At 62.2% G+C, this 20,477-nt stretch carries 16 protein-coding genes; 14 read left to right on the forward strand and 2 right to left on the reverse strand.

Annotated elements, in window-relative coordinates; translation table 11 throughout:
* Nucleotides 1-76: 76 nt before the first annotated feature.
* Complete coding sequence (pcnB, locus tag AABA48_RS13520) at nucleotides 77-1,444, forward strand: polynucleotide adenylyltransferase PcnB (protein WP_286350886.1); 1,368 nt, start codon at nucleotides 77-79, stop codon at nucleotides 1,442-1,444.
* 160 nt (nucleotides 1,445-1,604) lie between these two features.
* Here pcnB and AABA48_RS13525 read toward each other — a convergent pair whose 3' ends face one another.
* Nucleotides 1,605-2,552 carry a YbgA family protein gene (locus AABA48_RS13525; protein ID WP_286350887.1) on the reverse strand — a complete coding sequence of 316 codons (948 nt, stop codon included), beginning with the start codon at nucleotides 2,550-2,552 and terminating at the stop codon, nucleotides 1,605-1,607.
* 200 nt (nucleotides 2,553-2,752) lie between these two features.
* On the opposite strand from AABA48_RS13525, the gene AABA48_RS13530 reads away from it, so the two are divergent.
* From AABA48_RS13530 to AABA48_RS13560, 7 genes are read left to right on the forward strand one after another with little or no spacing between them, the layout of a single operon-like run.
* The gene (locus AABA48_RS13530) at nucleotides 2,753-4,396 is read left to right on the forward strand and encodes a sensor histidine kinase (RefSeq protein ID WP_286350888.1); all 1,644 of its coding nucleotides are present in this window, start codon (nucleotides 2,753-2,755) and stop codon (nucleotides 4,394-4,396) included.
* Nucleotides 4,374-4,745 carry a response regulator gene (locus AABA48_RS13535; RefSeq protein WP_119333796.1) on the forward strand — a complete coding sequence of 124 codons (372 nt, stop codon included), beginning with the start codon at nucleotides 4,374-4,376 and terminating at the stop codon, nucleotides 4,743-4,745. The genes AABA48_RS13530 and AABA48_RS13535 overlap by 23 nt, the downstream gene beginning before the upstream one ends.
* Before the next feature lie 42 nt (nucleotides 4,746-4,787).
* A complete protein-coding gene (locus AABA48_RS13540; protein WP_286350889.1) occupies nucleotides 4,788-7,298 on the forward strand; it encodes a mannose-1-phosphate guanyltransferase in 2,511 nt (836 codons plus the stop codon).
* Nucleotides 7,299-9,488 carry a glycoside hydrolase family 57 protein gene (locus AABA48_RS13545; protein WP_286350890.1) on the forward strand — a complete coding sequence of 730 codons (2,190 nt, stop codon included), beginning with the start codon at nucleotides 7,299-7,301 and terminating at the stop codon, nucleotides 9,486-9,488. It abuts the gene before it with no gap.
* Between the two features lie 10 nt (nucleotides 9,489-9,498).
* Nucleotides 9,499-10,524, forward strand: coding sequence for a galactose-1-phosphate uridylyltransferase (gene galT, locus AABA48_RS13550; RefSeq protein ID WP_286350891.1), 1,026 nt, complete (start codon nucleotides 9,499-9,501; stop codon nucleotides 10,522-10,524).
* A gap of 4 nt (nucleotides 10,525-10,528) precedes the next feature.
* Nucleotides 10,529-11,983 (forward strand): glycogen synthase GlgA, encoded by a 1,455-nt coding sequence (gene glgA / locus AABA48_RS13555; RefSeq protein WP_286350892.1) that lies wholly within the window; start codon nucleotides 10,529-10,531, stop codon nucleotides 11,981-11,983.
* Between the two features lie 3 nt (nucleotides 11,984-11,986).
* Nucleotides 11,987-12,157, forward strand: a complete 171-nt coding sequence (locus AABA48_RS13560; RefSeq protein WP_286350893.1) for a hypothetical protein — start codon at nucleotides 11,987-11,989, stop codon at nucleotides 12,155-12,157.
* Between the two features lie 72 nt (nucleotides 12,158-12,229).
* On the opposite strand, the gene AABA48_RS13565 is transcribed toward AABA48_RS13560, so the two are convergent.
* On the reverse strand, nucleotides 12,230-13,753 hold the full coding sequence (locus AABA48_RS13565; RefSeq protein ID WP_286350894.1) for a cytochrome c3 family protein: 1,524 nt from the start codon (nucleotides 13,751-13,753) through the stop codon (nucleotides 12,230-12,232).
* Between the two features lie 352 nt (nucleotides 13,754-14,105).
* Between AABA48_RS13565 and AABA48_RS13570 the strand changes: the two genes are divergently transcribed.
* The 6 genes from AABA48_RS13570 to AABA48_RS13595 all read left to right on the forward strand — a co-directional run bounded on the left by AABA48_RS13570 (nucleotide 14,106) and on the right by AABA48_RS13595 (nucleotide 20,452).
* On the forward strand, nucleotides 14,106-15,179 hold the full coding sequence (locus tag AABA48_RS13570) for a pyridoxal-phosphate-dependent aminotransferase family protein (protein ID WP_286350895.1): 1,074 nt from the start codon (nucleotides 14,106-14,108) through the stop codon (nucleotides 15,177-15,179).
* A gap of 113 nt (nucleotides 15,180-15,292) precedes the next feature.
* Nucleotides 15,293-15,745, forward strand: a complete 453-nt coding sequence (locus tag AABA48_RS13575) for a response regulator (RefSeq protein WP_010943873.1) — start codon at nucleotides 15,293-15,295, stop codon at nucleotides 15,743-15,745.
* Nucleotides 15,746-15,808: 63 nt separating this feature from the next.
* Nucleotides 15,809-17,803, forward strand: coding sequence for an excinuclease ABC subunit UvrB (uvrB, locus tag AABA48_RS13580; protein ID WP_286350896.1), 1,995 nt, complete (start codon nucleotides 15,809-15,811; stop codon nucleotides 17,801-17,803).
* A 21-nt stretch (nucleotides 17,804-17,824) separates the two neighbouring features.
* Complete coding sequence (locus tag AABA48_RS13585; RefSeq protein WP_286350897.1) at nucleotides 17,825-18,520, forward strand: response regulator; 696 nt, start codon at nucleotides 17,825-17,827, stop codon at nucleotides 18,518-18,520.
* Complete coding sequence (locus AABA48_RS13590) at nucleotides 18,517-19,743, forward strand: MFS transporter (protein WP_286350898.1); 1,227 nt, start codon at nucleotides 18,517-18,519, stop codon at nucleotides 19,741-19,743. Before AABA48_RS13585 ends, AABA48_RS13590 begins: the two co-directional genes overlap by 4 nt.
* A 31-nt stretch (nucleotides 19,744-19,774) precedes the next feature.
* Complete coding sequence (locus AABA48_RS13595; protein WP_286350899.1) at nucleotides 19,775-20,452, forward strand: NAD(P)/FAD-dependent oxidoreductase; 678 nt, start codon at nucleotides 19,775-19,777, stop codon at nucleotides 20,450-20,452.
* The last annotated feature ends 25 nt before the right edge of the window (nucleotides 20,453-20,477 follow it).

Genomic DNA, 20,477 nt, shown 5'->3' on the forward strand with positions numbered 1-20,477 from the left:
AGGGGGTCTTTCTGTCATGACGCAGGTCAAAAGGCGCATTTTTGCTTTTCAAAGGATTCTGTGTTATGAATCCCCCATGAGCATCGAACCGGTCATCATTCCCCGAGCCAACCACCCCATCTCCCGCTCCCTCGTCAGCCCCAACGCCCTCCGGGTTCTCTACCGTCTCCGGGACAACGGCTACATCGCCTACCTGGTGGGGGGATGCGTCCGGGACCTGCTGCTGGGGCGCGAACCCAAGGATTTCGACGTGGCAACCGACGCCACGCCCAACCAGATCAAGCGCATCTTCCGGAACTGCCGGCTGGTGGGGCGTCGTTTCAGGCTCGCCCACATCCACTTTACCGACGAAATCATCGAGGTGGCCACCTTCCGCGCGTTGTCTCCCCCCGAAGAAGGTGAAGGAGAGCCGGTTGCCGAGGAGACGGCGCAACGCGTTGGAGATGAAGCGGAACGCCTCCGTCCGCCCCGCCACCTGGTGAGCGACGAGGGAATGGTCCTGCGGGACAACGTCTTCGGCACCCCGGGCGAGGATGCCCTGCGCCGGGATTTCACCGTCAATGCCCTGGCCTACAGCATCGCCGACTTTTCGATCATCGACTACGCGGGGGGCATGGAAGATCTGCAGCGTGGGATGATCCGTACCATCGGCGATCCGCGGGCCCGCTTCACCGAAGACCCGGTCCGGATGCTCCGGGCGGTCCGGTTCGCCGCCGTGCTCGGGTTCGCCGTGGAGGAGGAGACGTGGCAGGCGATGCTCGATCTCGCGCCGGCAATTACCAGGGCCACGGCGCCGCGGCTTTACGAGGAGATGCTCAAGCTCTTTTTGTCGGGGGAAGGTGAGCGGGCCTATCAGCTCCTGCGGCAGACCGGCCTCTTCGCGCACCTCTTCCCCGGTTTCGAGGCGTGGCTCGGTGAGGAAACCGACGGATTCCCCCACGCCAGGACCGGCAGCGCCCTCGAATGGGTGGACTCTCAGGTGGGCAGCGGCGAGCCGGTGTCACCGCCGCTCCTCCTCGCACTCCTCTTTGGCGGGTACCTGGAAGAACGGTCCGAACTCTTCATGAGTCAGGGGGTGCCCCCCCTGGACGCGGTGAGTGCCGCCGTAGCGGCCTTTCTGGGTGAGCAGGCGCCGCTGGTGGCAGTGCCACATCGGATCGGGCTTGCCGTGCGCGAGATCCTCGCTCTCCAGCACCGACTGCACAGGATACCCGGCAAACGCCCCCAGTCGGTCCTGGCCCGGGCCAGCTTTGCCGAGTCGATGGCCTACCTCCGCTGCCGCAGCGCCATGAACGGCGAAGACAGCACGGTTCTCGCTTGGTGGGAGCGCTACGCCCGCGAAAGTGTCATGCCTCCCGTTGAACCCTGCTCAGCGGGAGGAGAGACAAAGAAACCGCGGCGGCGGCGCCGGCGGCGCGGCGTCAGAAAGGCTGCCCCGCAGTAAGCCGAGGCTATTGTAAAACGATCTGAGGCGGCCGGGATGCTGGGCGCAAGCGAGCGCGAGGAAGCGAGGCGTACCCGTCGGCACGTTGAGCTTTCGAGTGAGCGGCAACACCGCAGAGCGGCTCCGCTGCAGGTTTGCAAGAGCCTCAGGCGGCAGCCGGCTACACATGATTGCGCAGCATCAGTTCCAGAGGAGTGGGACTTAGGTAGACCTGCTTCAACAGATACTCCTGGCCGTATTTTTTCACGTAATGCCTCAGAAGCGTCACCGGCACGATGAGGGGCACCAGGCGCCGGTGGTACTCCCTGATGATCTCCTGGAGTTCAGCCTTTTCCTCCCGCGTCAGCTGTTTTTTGAAATAGCCGGCGATGTGCTGGAGCACGTTGGTGTTCTTGCGCACCGTGGCATGGAACGACAACGCTCTCATGAACAGCTCCTGGTAGCGAGCGAACAGATCGTCGCATCCCAGCGATCTGCCATGGGCCACGAGTGCTCCCATCTCCCGGTAGACCTCCGGACTGTGGGCCATGACCAGGAGCTTGTGGTCAGCATGGAACGCCACGAGGCGCCCCAGGGACTTCCCTCCCAGCAGCAGATCCTTCCACCGGCGAAAGGCAAAGACCCGTTCAATGAAATGCTCTCGCAGCCCCATATCGTGGAGCCGCCCCTCCTCTTCCACGGGCAGCAGGGGAAAATGCTTCGTGACCGCGTCGGCGAAGAGGCCCCGGCCTGCCTTGGACGGCATCCCCCGGCGATAGAGTTTTACATTGAACAGGCCGGAACTGGGGGAATCCTTTTTGAAGATGAAACCGCACAGGTCTTCATTCTCCAGTTCAAGCACCTTTCTGCGGCAAAAATCGAGCATCTGCTCCGTCTTGTCTGCCCTGGTCCTTGACGTAACCAGCCGAACCTCTCCCCCATCCGCCTCAAGCCTCATGGCCTCGCGCGGGATCGGCATGCCACACTCCACTTCGGGGCACACGGGGACGAATTCGAAGAACCTGCCGAGAGTGTCGGTGATGTAGCGGTCATGCTTGTGGCCTCCGTCATAGCGAACCTTCTCGCCGAGCAGGCAGGAGCTGACCCCGATCTTGATGGGTGTGGCCATGGATTCCTCACAGCTTCATAAATTGTTAATGAAATACTCCAGAATGCCGAAGAGACATGGGACGGGCAAACACGTGAAGAATCGGGGGGCGATTCATTAATAAACCGCCGTGATCATTCGGTCATTCGCCTTGAAAATACAGTCCCGATTGGTATAATTGTGCCGCTTCCCACGATAAAATCAAGCCCGGGAGATGCCCAGTGGAGTGGAAGTGCTGCTGGAACAGAAACGTTATTGAGCCGGCCGATTGCCCGAACATCGGCGAAGGCGAGGAAATCCTCTTCACATCCCTGCAACGTAGAGTGATCGAAAAGTGCGTGGATTGCCCGCTGTTCGCCGAAGACCTGAAGACCCTGCGCGGCTCGGAGCACCCCCTCGCGACAGTTCTCCCCCTCGTGGTGGCGGAACTTCAGGAACAGCGGAGCCGAGTCCAGTCCATGGTCGGCTTCCTGGACAGCAAGGATCGGGAAATAAAGTTCCTGCACGAAATCAGCCTCGTGCTCCAGACCTCGGTGGACCTGGATGAAGTGCTGTCGGTGGTCATGACTGCCATCACCGCCGGCAAGGGATTCGGCATGAATCGGGCCTTCCTGTTGCTGACCGACAAGGAGCGCAAACACCTGCGGGGCTATCTGGGGGTTGGGCCGCGGAACTACGGCGAGGCGTGGTTCATCTGGGATGAGATCAGCCGCGATGACTTCACCCTCAAGGAGATGGCGAAGAACTTCTACCAGACCAAATTCACCAGCGAAAAGCAGAAGTTTCACGACATTCTGGAAAATCTCACCATCCCCCTGTCGGAACACGATCACATCCTGGTCCGTGCGTTGCGGGAGAAGAAACCGCTCCTGGTCGAGAACGCCTTCCACAATCCAGACTGCGACTACGCCCTTACCCAGATCCTGGGGGTCGACACCTTTCTCATCACGCCGCTGGTCTCGCGCAACCGGAGAATCGGCGTCATCATTTCCGACAACTGCGTAACCCATAAACCGATTACTCCCCAGGATGTCCAGTCTCTGGAGACCTTCGCCTTTCCCGTTGCCTTCGCCATCGAACGGGCATCCCTGTACGAACGGCTCCAGGAGGAACTTCTCAAGGTAACGGCGGCCAACGTCAAGCTCAAGGAGCAGCAGGAACTGATCGTCCGGATGGAACGGATGGCGCTCGTGGGCAAGATCACGTCGAGCATCGCCCACTCCATCCGCAATCCCCTCATGATCATCGGCGGGTTCGCCCGCACGCTTCTCAAGGGTACCGATGAGGGTGATCCCCGGCGCGAGTATCTGGAATCCATCGTCCGCGAGGCCCGGCAGTTGGACGAGGTGCTGGACGAAGTACTCAGCTACTCCGACTCCCTCTATCCCACCCTGGATTCATGGGACGTGAACCAGCTGGTAAGCACCGGTTGCCGGGAACTGGACAACCGCCTCCAGGAACGCCGCATTGCCTGCCGGCTGCGCCTGGATGCCGAACTGCCGTCCGCCCGCATCGATTACAAGCAGGTTTCCTTCTGCCTCCGCTCGATCCTGACCTCCAGCATGGACCGGATGCCCGACGGCGGCGAGATTGTCATCGAAACCCGACTGGAAGGCGGGTGGATCGTCGTCGAAGTGCGGGACACGGGACGGCCCGGCTCCTCGAACGGAATGAGCACATTCTCTTCCTTCGCCCCGCCCCAGGAACTGGGAGGCGGTCTCGGCCTGGAAGTCTGCAAGACAATCATGGAAAAGCACGGCAACAGCCTCATCATCGAAACGCCTCCCCACGCGGGGGCCCGCTACGTGCTCAAACTACCGGTAAACAAGGAGGAGGAACCCCATGGCACGATTGTTGGTGGTTGACGACGAAAGCAGCATCCGGCTGCTCTATTCCCAGGAGCTGGCCGAGGAGGGACATGAAGTGGTGACCGCCGCCACGGCAGCCGAAGCGGTTGACAAGATCAGAGAGCACGAGTTCGATCTGATCGTGCTGGACATAAAACTGAAAAACGAGAGCGGTCTCGACCTGCTTCAGAAGGTGGTCAAGGAGCGGCACAACCTGCCGGTGGTCCTCTGCACCGCGTTCTCCTGTTTCAAGGATGATTTTTCCGCCTGGCTCGCCGATGGCTATGTGGTCAAATCCAGCGACCTGTCAGAACTGAAGGAAGAGGTCAAGCGAGTCCTGGCAAAGAGGAAGCCGGGCAAGGAATAACTCTCGCATCTCCCATTCAATACCCATGCAAAGGAGCATCCTATGAAAGCCGTGATCATGGCCGGCGGGTTCGGTACCCGCATCCAGCCCCTGACGAGCAGCATTCCGAAACCAATGATCCCCCTCCTCAACCGTCCGATCATGCTTCACATCGTGGAGCTGCTCAAAAAATACGAAATCACCGACCTGGTCATGCTCCTGTACCATCAGCCGGCGGTCATCAAGAACTTCTTCCGCGACGGCACGGACTTCGGCGTCAAGATCACCTATGTGACCCCACTTCAGGACATGGGGACCGCCGGCGCCGTCAAGTGCGCCGAGAAGTATCTGGACGAACGGTTCATCGTCATCAGCGGCGACCTCCTCACCGACTTCAACCTTCAGAAAGTCATTGATTTCCATGAGGAAAAAAAGGCCCTTGCCACCATCACCCTCACCTCGGTGAAGGACCCGCTCCAGTTCGGCGTGGTCATCACCGACAAGGAAAAGCGGATCTCCCAGTTCCTGGAGAAACCCGGCTGGGGCGAGGTGATCTCCGACACTATCAACACCGGCATCTACGTTCTGGAGCCGGAAATATTCTCCCACATCCCGGCTGAAGAGAACTACGACTTCTCCCAAGACCTCTTTCCGAAGCTGCTGGAGAAGCAGCAGTCCCTCTTCGGCTACACCGCCAAAGGATACTGGCGGGATATCGGCAACACCGACTCCTACCGTGAGGCCCACCACGACATCTTCAAGGGGAAGGTGAACGTAAGGATCGACGAGCCGAAGCAGGACCTGGTGGGCAAGGATCTGCGGCTCGGCTCCGACGTGAACCTGGACGAGCATGTGACCCTGGAGGGGACGGTGGTCATCGGCGACAACTCCCAGGTCTTCGAGAGCGCCCACATCAAGGATACGGTCATCGGACGCAACTGCACCATCGAGGCGGGGGTACGGCTCTCCCGCTGTGTTATCTGGGACAATGTCTACGTCAAGCGGGGGGCGAAGCTGAACGACAGCGTCCTCTGCGGCAACGTCCGCGTGGGGAGCGGCGTGGTGATGGAGGAAGGGGTCATCGTGGCCGACGACACCTCCATCGGCGAAGAGTCCTACATCAAGCGCGACGTGAAGATCTGGCCGCGCAAGGTGATCGAGGCGGGGGCCACCGTCACCGGCAACCTGATCTGGGGCGAGAAGTGGAAAAAAGCCCTGTTCGAGGGGGCCCTCATCAAGGGTCTCACCAACATGGAACTCACCCCCGAGTTCGTGGCCAAGCTGGGCTGCGCCTACGGCACAACCCTCCCCAAGGGGAGCTTCGTGATTTCCGGCCGCGACGCCTACCGCTCCTCCCGGATGCTCAAGCGGAGCTTCATCGGCGGCCTTCTCTCCTCCGGGGTCAACGTCCGCGACCTGACCATGGTCCCGATGCCCGTGCTGCGCTACAAGCTCCGTTCCTTCGGGGAGGTGGGCGGCATCCAGTTCCGACAGGCTCTGGACGACCCCGCTTCCACCGAAATCATCTTTCTGGACGGCGACGGCCTCGACTTCTCCAGCTCAATGGGCAAGAACGTGGAACGGATCTTCTTCAAGGAGAACTTCCGCCGGGCCCACCACACTGAGCCGGGGGGACTCACGGAAATCCCCCAGCAGGTGATGGATTTCTATCGTGAGGGATTCCTGCACGCCATAGGCAAGACGCCGCTCCAGAAAAAAGCGTTCAAGGTGGTCATCGACTTCAACCACTCGCCGGCCAGCCAACTCCTCCCGGGCATCCTGACCCGGATGGGGTGCGAGGTCATCAGCCTCAACGCGTACGTGGACGAGGAGCGGGGGGTCCAGGCCCTGTCGGATCGGGGGCAGAGTCTCTCGCAGCTCTCCAAGATCGTCGCCACCCTGGAGGCGAACGCCGGCTTCTGGCTCGACCCCACCGTGGAAGGGGTCATCATGGTCGACGAAACCGGGACGGTCCACGAGGGGGCCGACATCCTGCTGCTGATGGTCGGGCTCGCCCTTAAGGCCGGCGAAAAAGGGGTGTTCGCCATACCGGTCTCGGCACCCTCGGCCATCGAACGGATGGCCCAGGAACGGGGCTGCGCCGTTACCCGCACCAAGAGCGCCGACCGCTCCATGATCGAGGCGGCCCTCTCTTCGGAGGTCATTCTGGCCGGGTCCATGGACGGACGCTTTGCCTTCCCCCGGTTCCAGGCCGCCTTCGACGGCATGTTCGCCATCGCCAAGTCCATCGAAATGGTGGTCCGCAGCGGAGCGTCCATCTCGGCAACTGCCGCGGAAATCCCCCGTCGGGCCTTCCTTCACACCAGGGTCCCCTGCGTCTGGGACATGAAGGGCGGAATCATGCGCAAGATGAGCGAGGACAGCCTCGACAAGGAGGCAAGCTTCATCGACGGGATCAAGGTCCATTTCGGCGAGGACTGGGCCCTCATCCTCCCCGACCAGTACCAGCCCCACGTCCACATCGTGGCCGAGGCCCGGGACCCCAAGGCCGCCCAGAAACTGCTGACCGAGTACCAGAAAAAAGTGGAGCAGTGGAAGAAGGAGCTGTCATAAATGACGGAGCCGCTGCGCATCGTCTTTCTCTGGCATATGCACCAGCCGTACTACAAGGACCCGGTGAAGGGCGAGTACGCCCTTCCCTGGACCTATCTCCATGCCGTGAAAGACTACTATGACATGGCGGCCATCGTGGACGCCACTCCCGGTGCGAAAGCGGTCTTCAACCTGGTGCCGTCGCTGCTGGACCAGCTTCTGGACTACGCGTCGGGAGAGGCGACGGATCCCTGGCTCATGCGGGCGCGCATGAGCCCCGCAGACATGGCCGAGGATGACCGCCGCTTCGTCCTGGAAAACTTCTTCTCGGCCAACCGGCAGCGGTTCATCGAGCCCCACAAGCGCTACCTGGAGCTTCTCTATCAGGCCGGCGACGGAACCAAGGGCAGCGACCGGCACCGCCAGTTCAGCGACAGGGACATCCTCGACCTCCAGGTCTGGTTTCTCCTGGCCTGGACCGGCGAGGCCGCCCGACGCCGTTATCCCGAGATAAAAGAACTACTCAGGAAAGGGAGGAACTTCTCCCCCGGCGACAAGGAAGCGCTGCTGGCCCGCCATGCCGACATCCTCGGGGAGATCATCCCCCTCTACCGTAAAATCCACGACGAAGGAAAGGCGGAGCTGGCCGTATCTCCCTACTACCACCCCATTCTGCCCCTGCTCTGCGACATGAAGAGCGCCCTTGCCGCCATGCCCCGGGCAAACCTCCCCGCGGCCCGCTTTCGCCACCCGGAGGATGCCCGCAGCCAGGTGGCAAGAGGGATTGCACGCTTCCGGGAAATATTCGGCTTTTCCCCGGTCGGCATGTGGCCGTCTGAGGGGTCGGTGAGCGATGAGGCCCTCTCCATCATTGCCGGCTGCGGCATCAAATGGGTCGCCACCGATGAGGACATTCTGGCACGGACCCTGCCGGGAGGGCTCGGCCCCGGCAAGGGACGTCTCTACCACCCCTACACCTTCCTCCAGGGCGCACGAGAGCTGAAGATGTTCTTCCGGGACCATCAACTCTCGGATCTGATCGGATTCACCTACTCTTCATGGGATACCTCGCGGGCAGTGGAGGACTTCATGGGCCGGCTCCGGGCGATACGGGAGCAGACCCCCGACGCGCGCGTGGTGCCGGTCATCCTCGACGGCGAGAACGCTTGGGAGTACTACCCGGAAAACGGCTACGGCTTCCTGAAGCGCTTGTACGGAACCATTGCCTCCGCGGACGGGTTCGAGCTCCTCACCTGCTCCGAAACGCTGGACCGCGAGCCTGAACGGAGAGTCATCGAACGTATCCACCCCGGCTCCTGGATCAATGCCGACTACGGCATCTGGGTGGGGCACCCGGAAGAGAACCAGGCCTGGGATTATCTGGAGCGGGCCAGGGAGGCGGCGGTCACCTCGAGCCCCGCCGTGGCCGAACGCCTGGCCGTGGGAGACGATCGCGGCGAGACGACGGACGACAATACGCGCCTGGTCTGCACCTCCCTCTACGCCGCCGAAGGGAGCGACTGGTTCTGGTGGTACGGCGACGATCACTTCTCCGTCCACAGCGACCGCTTCGACCGCCTCTTCCGCAGGCACCTCATGAACGTCTATCGGCTGCTGGGCCTCGACGTCCCCCGTGAGCTTTTCGAGCCTATCAAGAAGACCACCCCCGCCGGGCTGGTGCGCGAGCCCGCAGCCCTCATCACGCCCCAGGTGAACGGCCGGGTGGATGACTACTTCGAATGGCTCGCCGCCGGGCTGTTCGACCTCTCAAAGCAGTCATCCGCCATGCACGCAGCCGAGAGCCTGTTCCAGTCGTTTTTTTACGGATTCGACCAGAAGAACCTCTATTTCCGGCTCGACAGCCCGGCCCGACTGACGGAACTGCTGCAGCCGGACGACGAACTTCATCTGAACGTTGTCACGGGCGGTGAGTTCCGCCTTGACATCACCCCTGCCGCGACTGGCGGACCGCTCCTGCGCCGCGGTGACGGCACCTGGCACACGACCGGCTCCCGGGGGGTCTGGGCCATCGACCGTATCTGCGAAGTGGCGATCCCGCTGGCCCCCCTGGGATTGGAGCCCCGGGGAAAGCTCTTTGCCTCCGTCACCCTCACCCGAGGAGGCGAGGAGTTCGGCCGCTGGCCTGCCGACGCCCCGCTGCTTCTTGCCTATGCAGGGCCCGAACTGGAAATTGACAACTGGATGATTTAGCGGAGGACCAATGTCCGAACTGAGATGGGACCCCCTGAAGCAGCACTGGGTAATCATAGCCACCGAGCGGGGGCGCAGGCCCCGGGACTTCATGGTGGAGCACGAAACCACGGATGCGGCCTGCTGCCCTTTCTGCTACGGGCTGGAAGGAAAGACTCCGCCGGAAATTTACGCCGTACGCGACACGGGCGTCGCCAATTCCCCTGGCTGGAAAGTGCGGGTGATCCCCAACAAATACCCGGCCCTGCGCATCGAGGGCGACCTCAACAGCCGGGGGTTCGGCCCCTATGATGTCCTGAACGGCATCGGCGCCCATGAAGTGATCATCGAAACCCCCGATCACGACCGGGATATGGCCGAGCTCTCACCGGCAGAGATCACCGAGGTCCTCAGGGCATGGCGAGCCCGTTTTCAGGATCTGCGCCGCGACACCCGCTTCCGCTACATGGTCCTCTTCAAGAACCACGGGATCAAGGCCGGTGCCACCCTGTCCCACTCCCACAGCCAGCTCATCGCCGTCCCTCTCATTCCCCCGATGGCGGCAACCGAACTGCGGGTATGCAAAGAGTATTTCTCCGCCAAGGAGCGTTGCCTCATCTGCGACCTGATCGACTTCGAGCTGAAGAGCGGCGAGCGCATCGTCCGGGAACTCGCCAACTTTGTCATCATGACCCCCTATGCGGCCTGCTTCCCCTTCGAGGTGCGGCTCTATCCCAAGCGACACGCCTTTGATTTCGCGCTGCTGCCCGATGCGGAACTGGCGGAACTGGCCGTGGCGCTCAAGGACATGCTCACCCGCCTGCGGAGCGTCCTGCGCGATCCGCCCTACAATTTCATCCTCCACACCGCCCCGCCGCGCCATCCGCGCCTCGGCAAGCCGGGCTACTGGAGTTCCATCGAATATGATTACCACTGGCACATCGAGCTGGTGCCGAGGCTGACCCAGATCGCCGGGTTCGAGTGGGGAACCGGCTTTCACATCAACCCGACGTCGCCGGAAGACGCCGCGACATTCCTCAGGGAAGCGGGGGCATGACACGATGAAAGTCCTCATTGTTGCATCCGAAGTGGCCCCCTTCGCCCGGACCGGCGGACTGGCCGAGGTGACTGCGGCCTTGCCCGCGGCCTTGCGCCGGATGGGGCACGACGTGCGGGTAATCATGCCCTTCCATCGATGCGCTGCCCAGACTGAGCTGGGAGTGCGCAAGGCGCGCAAAAGCGCAGAAGTCTCCCTCAATGGCGAGACGCACAAGGGATTCCTCCGCCAGGCCGCCCTGGGAGATGTGCCGGTCTACCTGGTGGAGAACCGGGAGTTCTTTTCCCGCGACTATCTCTACGGCACACCCGAAGGCGACTATCCTGACAACCCGCGCCGGTTCGCATTTTTCTGCCGCAGTGTTTTGCAGTTTCTCAAGCGGATGGACTTTCGCCCCGACGTGATCCACTGCCACGACTGGCAGACCGCCCTGATCCCCATCATTCTGCGCCTCGAAGCGGCCGACGATCCGTTTTTCGCCCGCACGGCAACGGTCTTCACCATTCACAACCTGGCCTACCAGGGGTTGTTCCCCCCCCCGGCCATCGCCGAAACGGGCCTGTCACCCGCCCTGTTCACCACCGAGTGGCTCGAGTACTACGGCCAGCTCAATCTCCTGAAGGGGGCAATCCTCACGGCGGATATCGTCACCACCGTATCCGAGACCTATCGCCGGGAGATCATGACCCCCGCGCAGGGGTGCGGCCTGGAGGGGGTGCTGGCCCGGCGCGGTAACGACTTGTTCGGCATTGTGAACGGCATCGACACCGACGAGTGGAATCCAGCCGCCGATCGGCGCATCTTCCGCAACTACTCGGCCCGGACCCTGGCCGGCAAGGCCGCGGATAAGCTTGAACTCCAGCGGGAATTGGGCATGCCGGCAGCGCCATCGGTGCCGCTCATCGGCATGGTCAGCCGACTCGCGGAGCAAAAGGGGATCGACCTGGTGCTGGAGCTTCTGCCCCGCCTGGCCGAGAGCGAACTTCAATTCGTACTCCTCGGCACCGGCAATGCCTGCTACCTGGAGCGCCTGGACGCCTTCCGCCGAAAAGGCGCGGCCAACATCTCCATCAACCTGGGCTTCAACGATCCGCTGGCACCGAAGATCTATGCCGGCAGCGACCTGTTCCTCATGCCGTCGCGTTTCGAGCCGTGCGGACTGAGCCAGCTCATCGCCATGCGCTACGGCACGGTTCCGGTCGTCCGGCACACGGGGGGGCTCAGGGATACGGTCATCGATGTCACGCGCCATCCCCGCGAGGGAACCGGCTTCACCTTCGAGGACTTTACCGCCGACGCCTGCTGGGAAGCCATCGAACGGGCCCTGGCCGGCTACCGCGACCGGGAGTCATGGCGCAGGATCATGCGCAGGGGCATGCACCAGGATGTATCGTGGCATAACGCGGCAGGCCGCTATGAAACGCTGTACCGAATGGCGGTGGACGCAAGACGGGGGTAGCGGATGGGAGACGGGAAAGACGATCTTGAATCATTGAGCCGCGAGATTCGGAAGATCATCGACACCAACCGGCAATTTCTCGACCGGATCATGGACGATGACTTCGAGCCTGACGGCGACGTGGCGGAGGAACCGCTCGGGGAAGAGGCGGAGGAGGAGTTCGAGGAGTTGTAGCCGCCATGCCTGCCGGCGTAACGAAAAAGCCCCCCGGAAAACTCTCCGGGGGGCTTGCTGCTGCATGCCGTGTCAGTGTTTGCCGTGGCCCTCGCCGCCGGCAGAGTCCTCGGCGGCCGCCATGTGGCAGTCGCTGCAGTTGACCTTGTAGAGCGCATCGCCGATGTCGGCCGGGTGGACGAACTCCTTGACCACCTTTCCTTCAGGGATGTTCTCGCCCTTCTGGCTGATCATCTCGTGGCACATGGCGCAGTCCTTGGAAATGATCTTGCCGGTGGACGTCTTGTGCTTCCCGTCGTGACAGCGGAAGCAGCCCGGCGTATAGAAGTGGCCGATGTGGTTCGGATACGTGCTCCAGGTGACGTCCATCCGGGGGAAGAAATTCCGGGCATAAATATCCTTCACATGGGCCACGGCCTGGTTGATGGCAGCGGCCTTGGCCTTGGCCACCTCGGGGAAGTTCTTGGCATAGTACTCGGGGAGCTTGGCCTCGATGGCCGCATGGGCCTCTTCCTTGGACTTGTAGGGCTGTTCGAGGATCTCCACCGCCACCTTCTTGATGTAGGGAAGCCCCGCGTCGATCTGGCCGGACACGATATGCTCGTCCATCTCGCGGGCCGGCGACCGGTAGATGTGGGTCGGCCGGTTGTGGCAGTCGATGCAGTCCATGCGCCGCTTCTCGGCCTTGGCGATCTCCTCGCGGGTAAGCGGCTTTTCGGTATCCATGTACTCGACGATGCTGCCATCCTTCTGCTTGACCGCCACATAGGGGATGTCGAGCCGCTTCCTGTCGCGGGCGATGTAGGTGACCTCGGTGCCGATATGCCAGTGGATGCCCATGGCATGGGGAGACTTGGGCGTCCCGCCGATCTTGATCAGCATGTTGATTTCACGGGGGGTGTTTTCCTTGTTGGGCGCGTAGTGATAGAACACCCGCTGCCGGCCGGAGTAGAACTTCTCCGGCCAGTGACACTGCTCGCAGGTGTCCCTCGCCGGTCGCAAATTCTCTATGGGGGTGGCGATGGGGAAGTGGTAGCTGTGGGTCAGCACCGCCCAGACCTGACGCAGGCCCGAAAGCTTGGCCTTCACGTACCACTCGGCGCCCGGTCCCACGTGGCACTCCACGCACTTGACCCGGGCGTGGGGAGATCCTTGCCACGCCTTGTGCTCGGGCTCCATGACCACGTGACAAAGCTCGCCGCAGAAGGTGGTCGACTCGGTGAACTCGAAGCCGAGGATAGACGCCACCGACACGATGAGGACGAAGATGACGCTGGCCAGCACGAAGAAAATGAACAGCCGGCGCTTGTGGGGATCATTGAAATCCACCCTCGGGTAGGGCGGCACCTCTTCGGGGACTTCGGTCCGCCGCTGGTTACGGACGCGCCAGGCGCCGATCGGCACGAGGATAAGGCCGAGGATGAGCATGCCCGGGAAGGCGAAATAGACCAGGAGCCCGATGTAGGGGTGGTCTATGCCTGTGATCATCTCCATCGCGATAAACGCGATGATGAGCCCCGTTGCCACCACGGCCAGGAGAAACCCTATCAGGCTGATGGGGTTCCAGAGGTAACCTGCGGTTTTGCGCAATGTCATACATCTCCTCCACTTTGAAACGCTTTTTTACCAATTCACTATTGGTTCCACAGAGGTCTTACAAACGTGAAAGGGTAGACAATATAATCAGCTGATTCGTTTTGTCAAATGTTAAAAACAGTACCACAAAAAAGTGGTTGTGAAAGGGAACGGTTAAGAATAATCACTCTGCAGCGGGTCACATGAATCGTTTTTTAAAATAGGGTTTTCTATCGGCAGATGCCGTCCGCTTGACACTATCTGCCGATTTTGCTAGCTTCGAAGCCCACAACAGTCTAAAAACCAGCAGGTTCCCGAGCGAACCGTGCCCCCTGACGGCCAGGGAAGCGGCGACGGGAGCAGGAGAGAGTCCATGGCAAAAAAACTATTCATTCCCGGACCGGTCGACGTCCATCCCGATATCCTCCAGGCCATGGCCTCTCCCATGATCGGCCACCGCATGCCCGAATACGCAGCGCTCCACGGACGGGTAACCGCCGGCCTCAAGCGGGTTCTGGCCACGGACGGACGGGTATTTCTCGCCACATCGAGCGCCTTCGGCGTCATGGAGGGGGCGGTACGGAACCTGGTGGCGAAGCGGTGCGTCAACTTCTGCAACGGTGCTTTTTCCGACAAATGGCACGACGTGACCAAGCGCTGTGGCAAAGAGGCCGATGCGGTCAAAGTCGAGTGGGGCAAGCCGATCACCCCTGAAATCGTGGATCAGGCACTGGCCACGGGCAAGTACGACGCTATCACCCTCATCCACAACGAGACCTCCACCGGCGTCATGTCCCCCCTGCCGGAGATTGCCCGGGTCCTGCGGAACTATCCCGACGTGGTTTCCATCATCGACACCGTCTCGTCCATGAGCGCACTCCCCGTTCCCGTGGACGAACTGGGCATCGACTGCTGCATCTTCGGGGTCCAGAAAGCCTTCGCCCTGCCACCGGGACTGGCCGTTTTCACCGCCAGCGACAAGGCCCTGGCCCGGGCCAGGACAGTAGAGGGGCGCGGTTACTATTTCGACTTCCTTGAATTCGAAGCCAACGACGAAAAAAATAACACCCCCTCGACCCCTTGCATCTCCCACATTTATGCCATGGACCGACAACTGGAGCGATTCTTCGCCGAAGGCCTCGAGCAGAGATGGGCACGACACCGGCAACTGGCGGGGATAGTGCGCGAGTGGGTCACCGACCGGGGGTTCGGTTTCTTTGCCGATGAGCCCTACCGCTCCGTGACCCTCACCTGCGCTCTCAACACGCGTGACACGGACCTGACCCGGTTGAAGAAGATGCTTGGCGAACGCGGCTACGCCTTTGACGACGGCTACGGCAAGATCAAGGGCAAGACCTTCCGCATTGCCCACATGGGAGACATGCAGCGGACCGACCTGGAAGAGTTCCTGGCAACGGCCGACGATTGCCTGGGAGAGCTTGCTTGATCCATTGCCCGGCCTGATCACGCCGGCGGACCATTTGCCGTTCCTCATGGTTCATATTTGTGGTATGGTATAACACAATTGTGCCGCTCACCCCTATGTGCAGGAGGGCTTGAATGAACAGCAAAATGATCCTGCTGGTGGAAGACAACCCCGACGACGAGGTTCTGACCCTCCGCGCCCTCGGCAAACATGCCATTACGCCCGATGTGACGGTAGTGCGCGACGGCGTGGAGGCCCTGGACTTTCTCTTCGGGACAGGCTCCTACAGCGACCGGGATCTGAGTATCATGCCGAAGCTGGTGCTGCTCGACCTGAAACTGCCCAAGGTGGACGGCCTCGAGGTTCTGCGCCGTCTGAGGGCCGACCAGCGGACGCGGCTCCTGCCTGTGGTGGTCTTCACCTCCTCCAACGAGGAGCAGGACATCCTCGAATGTCACAACCTCGGCGCCAACAGCTACATCCGAAAGCCGGTGGACTTCAATCAACTCAGTGAAGCCCTGCGGCTCATCGGCACCTACTGGCTGAACCTCAACCTCACTCCCAAGTCCGCCGGCGCGGCACGATAGACGTCCCCGCGGCACGGGCTCGCCCGTGCCGTTCCATTTTCTTCCCAAGGTGTCCCCATTTCCATGGAACGCTTCAGACTGGCAAGCGATTACGAACCCCGCGGCGACCAGCCCCGGGCCATTGCCGAACTCTCGGAAGGGATTGTCAGGGGCGACCGGGATCAGGTACTTCTGGGGGTCACCGGCAGCGGCAAGACGTTTACCATGGCCAACGTCATCGCCGCCGTGAACCGCCCCGCCCTGGTGCTGGCCCCCAACAAGACCCTGGCGGCCCAGCTCTACGGCGAATTCCGGGAACTGTTTCCGGACAATGCCGTGGAATATTTCGTCTCCTACTACGACTACTACCAGCCGGAAGCCTACATCCCCACCACCGACACCTTCATCGAGAAGGACTCCTCCATCAACGACGAGATCGACAAGCTGCGCCATGCGGCCACGCGGAGCCTGCTGACCCGGCGCGACGTGATCATCGTTGCCTCGGTGTCATGCATCTACGGCATCGGCTCCCCGGCCGAGTACCAGGCCATGCACATCTTCTTTCACCAGGGGGACGAGTATGGCCGGGACGAGCTGCTGCGGAAGCTGGTCGACATCCAGTATGAACGGAATGATCTGGACTTCCACCGGGGGACCTTCCGGGTGCGGGGGGATATCGTGGAGATATTCCCGGCCCACGAGGGGGAGCGGGCCTACCGGATCGAGTTCTTCGGCGACACGGTGGACGCCATCAGCGAAATAGATCCCTTGCGGGGCGTGGTGGTTCAGCGCCTGACCAAGTGCGCCGTCTATCCGGCTTCCCATTACGTGGCGACGCGCGAGACCCTGGACCGGGCCATGGAGGAGATCCGCACCGACCTGCGGGAACGGCTCCAGTGGTTCCGGGAGCGGAACATGCTCGTGGAGGCCCAGCGGCTGGAGCAGCGGACCATGTTCGACCTGGAGATGATGGAGGAGATGGGATTCTGCCAGGGGATCGAGAACTATTCCCGCTACTTCGACGGCCGGACGCCGGGAGAGCCCCCCTACACCCTGCTCGACTACTTCCCCCGCGACTTCATCCTCTTCGCGGACGAATCCCACATCACCGTCTCCCAGGTGGGAGGGATGTACCGGGGGGACCGGAGCAGGAAAGAAACCCTAGTGAACTACGGCTTCCGCCTGCCGGCAGCCCTCGATAACCGGCCCCTCACCTTCGGGGAGTTCACCGAGCGGCTCAACCAGACTGTCTACGTCTCGGCCACCCCGGCCGACTACGAACTGCAGCAGAGCGGCGGCGTGGTGGTGGAACAGGTGATCAGGCCCACGGGCCTCCTTGACCCGCTCATCGAGGTCCGTCCTGCCACGGAGCAGGTGGACGATCTCCTGCACGAGGTCCGGGAGACCACGGCCCGGGGTGAACGGGTGCTCGTAACCACCCTCACCAAGCGGATGGCCGAGGACCTGACCGATTACTACCGGGACCTGGGGGTGCGGGTCAGGTACCTCCATTCCGACATCGACACTATCCAGCGGATGCAGATCATCCGCGATCTGCGCATGGGGGAGTTCGATGTCCTGGTCGGCATCAACCTCCTGCGGGAGGGGCTCGACATTCCCGAAGTGTCGCTGGTGGCGATCCTGGACGCCGACAAGGAGGGGTTCCTCCGCTCCGCCCGCTCCCTCATCCAGACCTGCGGCCGGGCCGCCCGCAACGTGAACGGCAGGGTCATCATGTACGCCGACACCGTGACCGGCTCCATGCAGAGCTGCCTCGGCGAAACCGCCCGGCGTCGTGCTCTTCAGGAGGCCTTCAACACCGAACACGGCATCACGCCCCAGACCGTGAAAAAGGGGCTGCGGACCATCCTGGAGTCCATCGAGGAGCGTGATTACTACACCGTCGCCGCCGTTGCCGAGACTCGGGAAGAATACATCTCTGCCGACGAAATACCGAAAAGGGTGAAGAAGCTCCGCAAGGAGATGCTCGACGCGGCAAAGAAGCTGGAATTCGAACGGGCGGCTGATCTCAGGGATCAGATCAAAAAACTGGAGGAAATGGAGCTGCGGCTGCGCTGACCGCTCCACGGGGGACATCCGATGAATGAACCACGCGTGCTGCTCGTTGATGACGAGCGATTCTTCCTGAATCTCCAACAGGAGTTTCTGGCGGACTCCCCCGTGCGGGTCATCACCGCCCAGAACGGTCGGGAGGCGCTCGACATGGTCCGGCGGAACCGGCCGGGCATCGTCTACCTTGATCTACGGATGCCTGAACTTGATGGTGCCGCCTGTTGCTCCGCCATCAAGAACGAACCGGATCTCAGGGACACGCCGGTGGTCATGGTGGTGAGCGAGGGGAAGCCCCGCGACCGGGAAGTCTGCCTGGATGCCGGATGCAACGGCATCATCAGCAAGCCGCTGGACCGGATCCAGTTCCTGTCGGTGGGGCGGCGGCTCTTCCCGGCCATTGAACGCCGCCAGCCCCGCTATCCCTTCTCGGCCCTCGCCTTCTTCCGGATCCGGGATACCAGCTTCCACGGCACCATCGCCGACATCAGCCTCGGCGGCGCCTATATCGCGTGTCGCTGCGACCTTGCCGCAAAGGAGGATATCCGTCTCGGCTTTATCCTCGGCAACACGTCGGTCGTCGAATGCCGGGCGCGGGTCGCCTGGACGAACCAGGGGGGAATGCGCCCCCGCAAGAGCCTTCCGGACGGATTCGGCGTCCAGTTCCAGTCCATGGAGCCTCCCCACCAGGAGGTTGTCCGGCAGCTCGTGGCGAGGCTCGGATGATCCGCCCCGCCTGGCTCACCCGCCCCAGTCTCTCCTGGGCACTCTACGACTTCGCCAACACCATCTTCTCCATGAGCGTGGTGACGCTCTATTTCCCCCTGTTTCTCGTCCAGACCCTCGGCTACCGCGAGTACTGGCTCTCCCTGGGGCTTTCGCTCTCCATGGGGCTTGCCGCCGTGGCCAGCCCCTTCGTGGGAAGCGCCTCGGACCGGCGCATCGGCAAAAACGTGATCCTGGCGGTCGCCACATCCCTCTGCTGCATCGCAACCCTTCTCATTCCCGCGTCGGGGCATCTGGCAGGCGTCCTTGCCGCCTTCGTGGCCGCCAACTTCCTCTACCAGGTATCCCTCGTGGCCTACGATTCACTCCTCCCTTCGGCCACCGACGAACGGCACTACGGCCCGGTGTCCGGATTCGGCGTGGCCCTGGGCTACATCGGAACGTTCCTGGCGTTGATCATCGGCAAACTCCTAGTGACCACCCCGGCGGACAATGGCCGGGTATTCCTGCCCACGGCGATCTGCTTTCTCCTCTTCGCCCTGCCCTGCTTCTTCGTCAAAGACCTGAAACGCAGCCAAACCTCGCCGGTCCGGGTTGCCGACACGGCCCGGGAAATCATCCGCGACCGGGACCTGCGCTGGTACTTCGCCGGCCACCTGCTCTACCTGGACGCGGTGAACACCGTGATTGCCTTCATGGCCGTCTTTCTGGTGAAAGTGGGCGGCTTCTCCCAGGCCAAGGGAGAGGTGAACTATTTTCTCATGTTCTCGACCATCTTTGCCGTCATCGGCGGCCTCTTCTGGGGGTGGCTCGTGCGGCGCCGGGGAGCGCGGACCGGACTCCTGGCGACGCTTGCCCTCTGGATCGCCGCCCTCGGCATGGTCTGCCTCCCCCTGGCCAAGGAACACTACTGGATCCTGGGCCCCCTTTCCGGCATCGCCCTGGGCGGGGTCTGGGCGTGCGACCGGCCGCTGCTGCTGGACATGGTCCCCCGGGAACGGGCCGGGAGCTTCTTCGGCTTCTACTACCTGACCGGCAAGTTCTCGTCGGTGGTGGGTCCATTGCTGTTCGGCGCCATCCTCGCGCTCCCCCTCGGCACCGAGGCGATCCGCTACCGGCTCGCCTTCTTCTCGCTGCTTATCATGGTAATCGCCGCCACGGCCTGTATCGCCCGCATCCGCCCGAAGCAGACCGCGCCGCAGCTTCAGGCCGGCGGACCGTGATACCCCACGCATGTTCGGAAAAGGAGTGACCATGAAAAAAGACATCCTCGAAAAGGGAGCCATCCTCCAGCGTGACCGGGAGACCTACGCCATCGCCCCCCACATCCCCGGCGGGATCACCGATACGGCAACCCTGCGCAAGCTCTGCGACGTGGCCGACAAGTACGGCGTAAAAGAGTTGAAGCTCACCTCTGCCCAGCGCATCGCCCTCTTCGGCATAAAGGAGGAGGATCTGGACGCCATCTGGTCCGATCTCGACCAGCAGCCGGGCGCAGCCATCGGCCTCTGCGTCCGGAGCGTCAAGATCTGTCCCGGCACCACCTGGTGCAAGCGGGGGGTGCAGGATTCGGTCTCCCTGGGGCTGAAGATCGATGCCATCTATCACGCCATGGAACTGCCCAACAAAATGAAGATGGGGATTTCGGGATGCATGCTCAACTGCGCCGAGACCATGCTGAAGGATGTGGGAGTGGTTGGTACTCCCAAGGGGTGGCGGATCTACGTGGGGGGCAATGCGGGGGCACGGCCCCGCATCGGCGACCTCCTGGTGGAACTGGGGCCGGATGAAGACAAGGTCCTCGCCGTGATTGCGGCACTCGTGGAGTGGTACCGCTCTTCGGGCAGCGAGCAGCGGCTGGGCCGCGTGGTGGAGCAGATGGGGTTCGATGCCTTCCGGACCGCGGTGCTGGGGGCGGAAGCAACTCCCTGAGCCGCCGCGGCCGACAGATACTCCG

Origin of the sequence: Geobacter sp. 60473, assembly GCF_036323535.1 — a bacterium.
Taxonomy (GTDB): Bacteria; Desulfobacterota; Desulfuromonadia; order Geobacterales; family Geobacteraceae; genus Geobacter; species Geobacter sulfurreducens.

Excerpts from the sequence above, each read along its gene's own strand:
- pcnB (WP_286350886.1), top strand. The coding sequence starts at position 77 with ATGAGCATCGAACCGGTCATCATTCCCCGAGCCAACCACCCCATCTCC.
- AABA48_RS13525 (WP_286350887.1), bottom strand. The coding sequence starts at position 2,552 with ATGGCCACACCCATCAAGATCGGGGTCAGCTCCTGCCTGCTCGGCGAG.
- AABA48_RS13535 (WP_119333796.1), top strand. The coding sequence starts at position 4,374 with ATGGCACGATTGTTGGTGGTTGACGACGAAAGCAGCATCCGGCTGCTC.
- AABA48_RS13540 (WP_286350889.1), top strand. The coding sequence starts at position 4,788 with ATGAAAGCCGTGATCATGGCCGGCGGGTTCGGTACCCGCATCCAGCCC.
- AABA48_RS13545 (WP_286350890.1), top strand. The coding sequence starts at position 7,299 with ATGACGGAGCCGCTGCGCATCGTCTTTCTCTGGCATATGCACCAGCCG.
- galT (WP_286350891.1), top strand. The coding sequence starts at position 9,499 with ATGTCCGAACTGAGATGGGACCCCCTGAAGCAGCACTGGGTAATCATA.
- glgA (WP_286350892.1), top strand. The coding sequence starts at position 10,529 with ATGAAAGTCCTCATTGTTGCATCCGAAGTGGCCCCCTTCGCCCGGACC.
- AABA48_RS13560 (WP_286350893.1), top strand. The coding sequence starts at position 11,987 with ATGGGAGACGGGAAAGACGATCTTGAATCATTGAGCCGCGAGATTCGG.
- AABA48_RS13565 (WP_286350894.1), bottom strand. The coding sequence starts at position 13,753 with ATGACATTGCGCAAAACCGCAGGTTACCTCTGGAACCCCATCAGCCTG.
- AABA48_RS13570 (WP_286350895.1), top strand. The coding sequence starts at position 14,106 with ATGGCAAAAAAACTATTCATTCCCGGACCGGTCGACGTCCATCCCGAT.
- AABA48_RS13575 (WP_010943873.1), top strand. The coding sequence starts at position 15,293 with ATGAACAGCAAAATGATCCTGCTGGTGGAAGACAACCCCGACGACGAG.
- uvrB (WP_286350896.1), top strand. The coding sequence starts at position 15,809 with ATGGAACGCTTCAGACTGGCAAGCGATTACGAACCCCGCGGCGACCAG.
- AABA48_RS13585 (WP_286350897.1), top strand. The coding sequence starts at position 17,825 with ATGAATGAACCACGCGTGCTGCTCGTTGATGACGAGCGATTCTTCCTG.
- AABA48_RS13590 (WP_286350898.1), top strand. The coding sequence starts at position 18,517 with ATGATCCGCCCCGCCTGGCTCACCCGCCCCAGTCTCTCCTGGGCACTC.
- AABA48_RS13595 (WP_286350899.1), top strand. The coding sequence starts at position 19,775 with ATGAAAAAAGACATCCTCGAAAAGGGAGCCATCCTCCAGCGTGACCGG.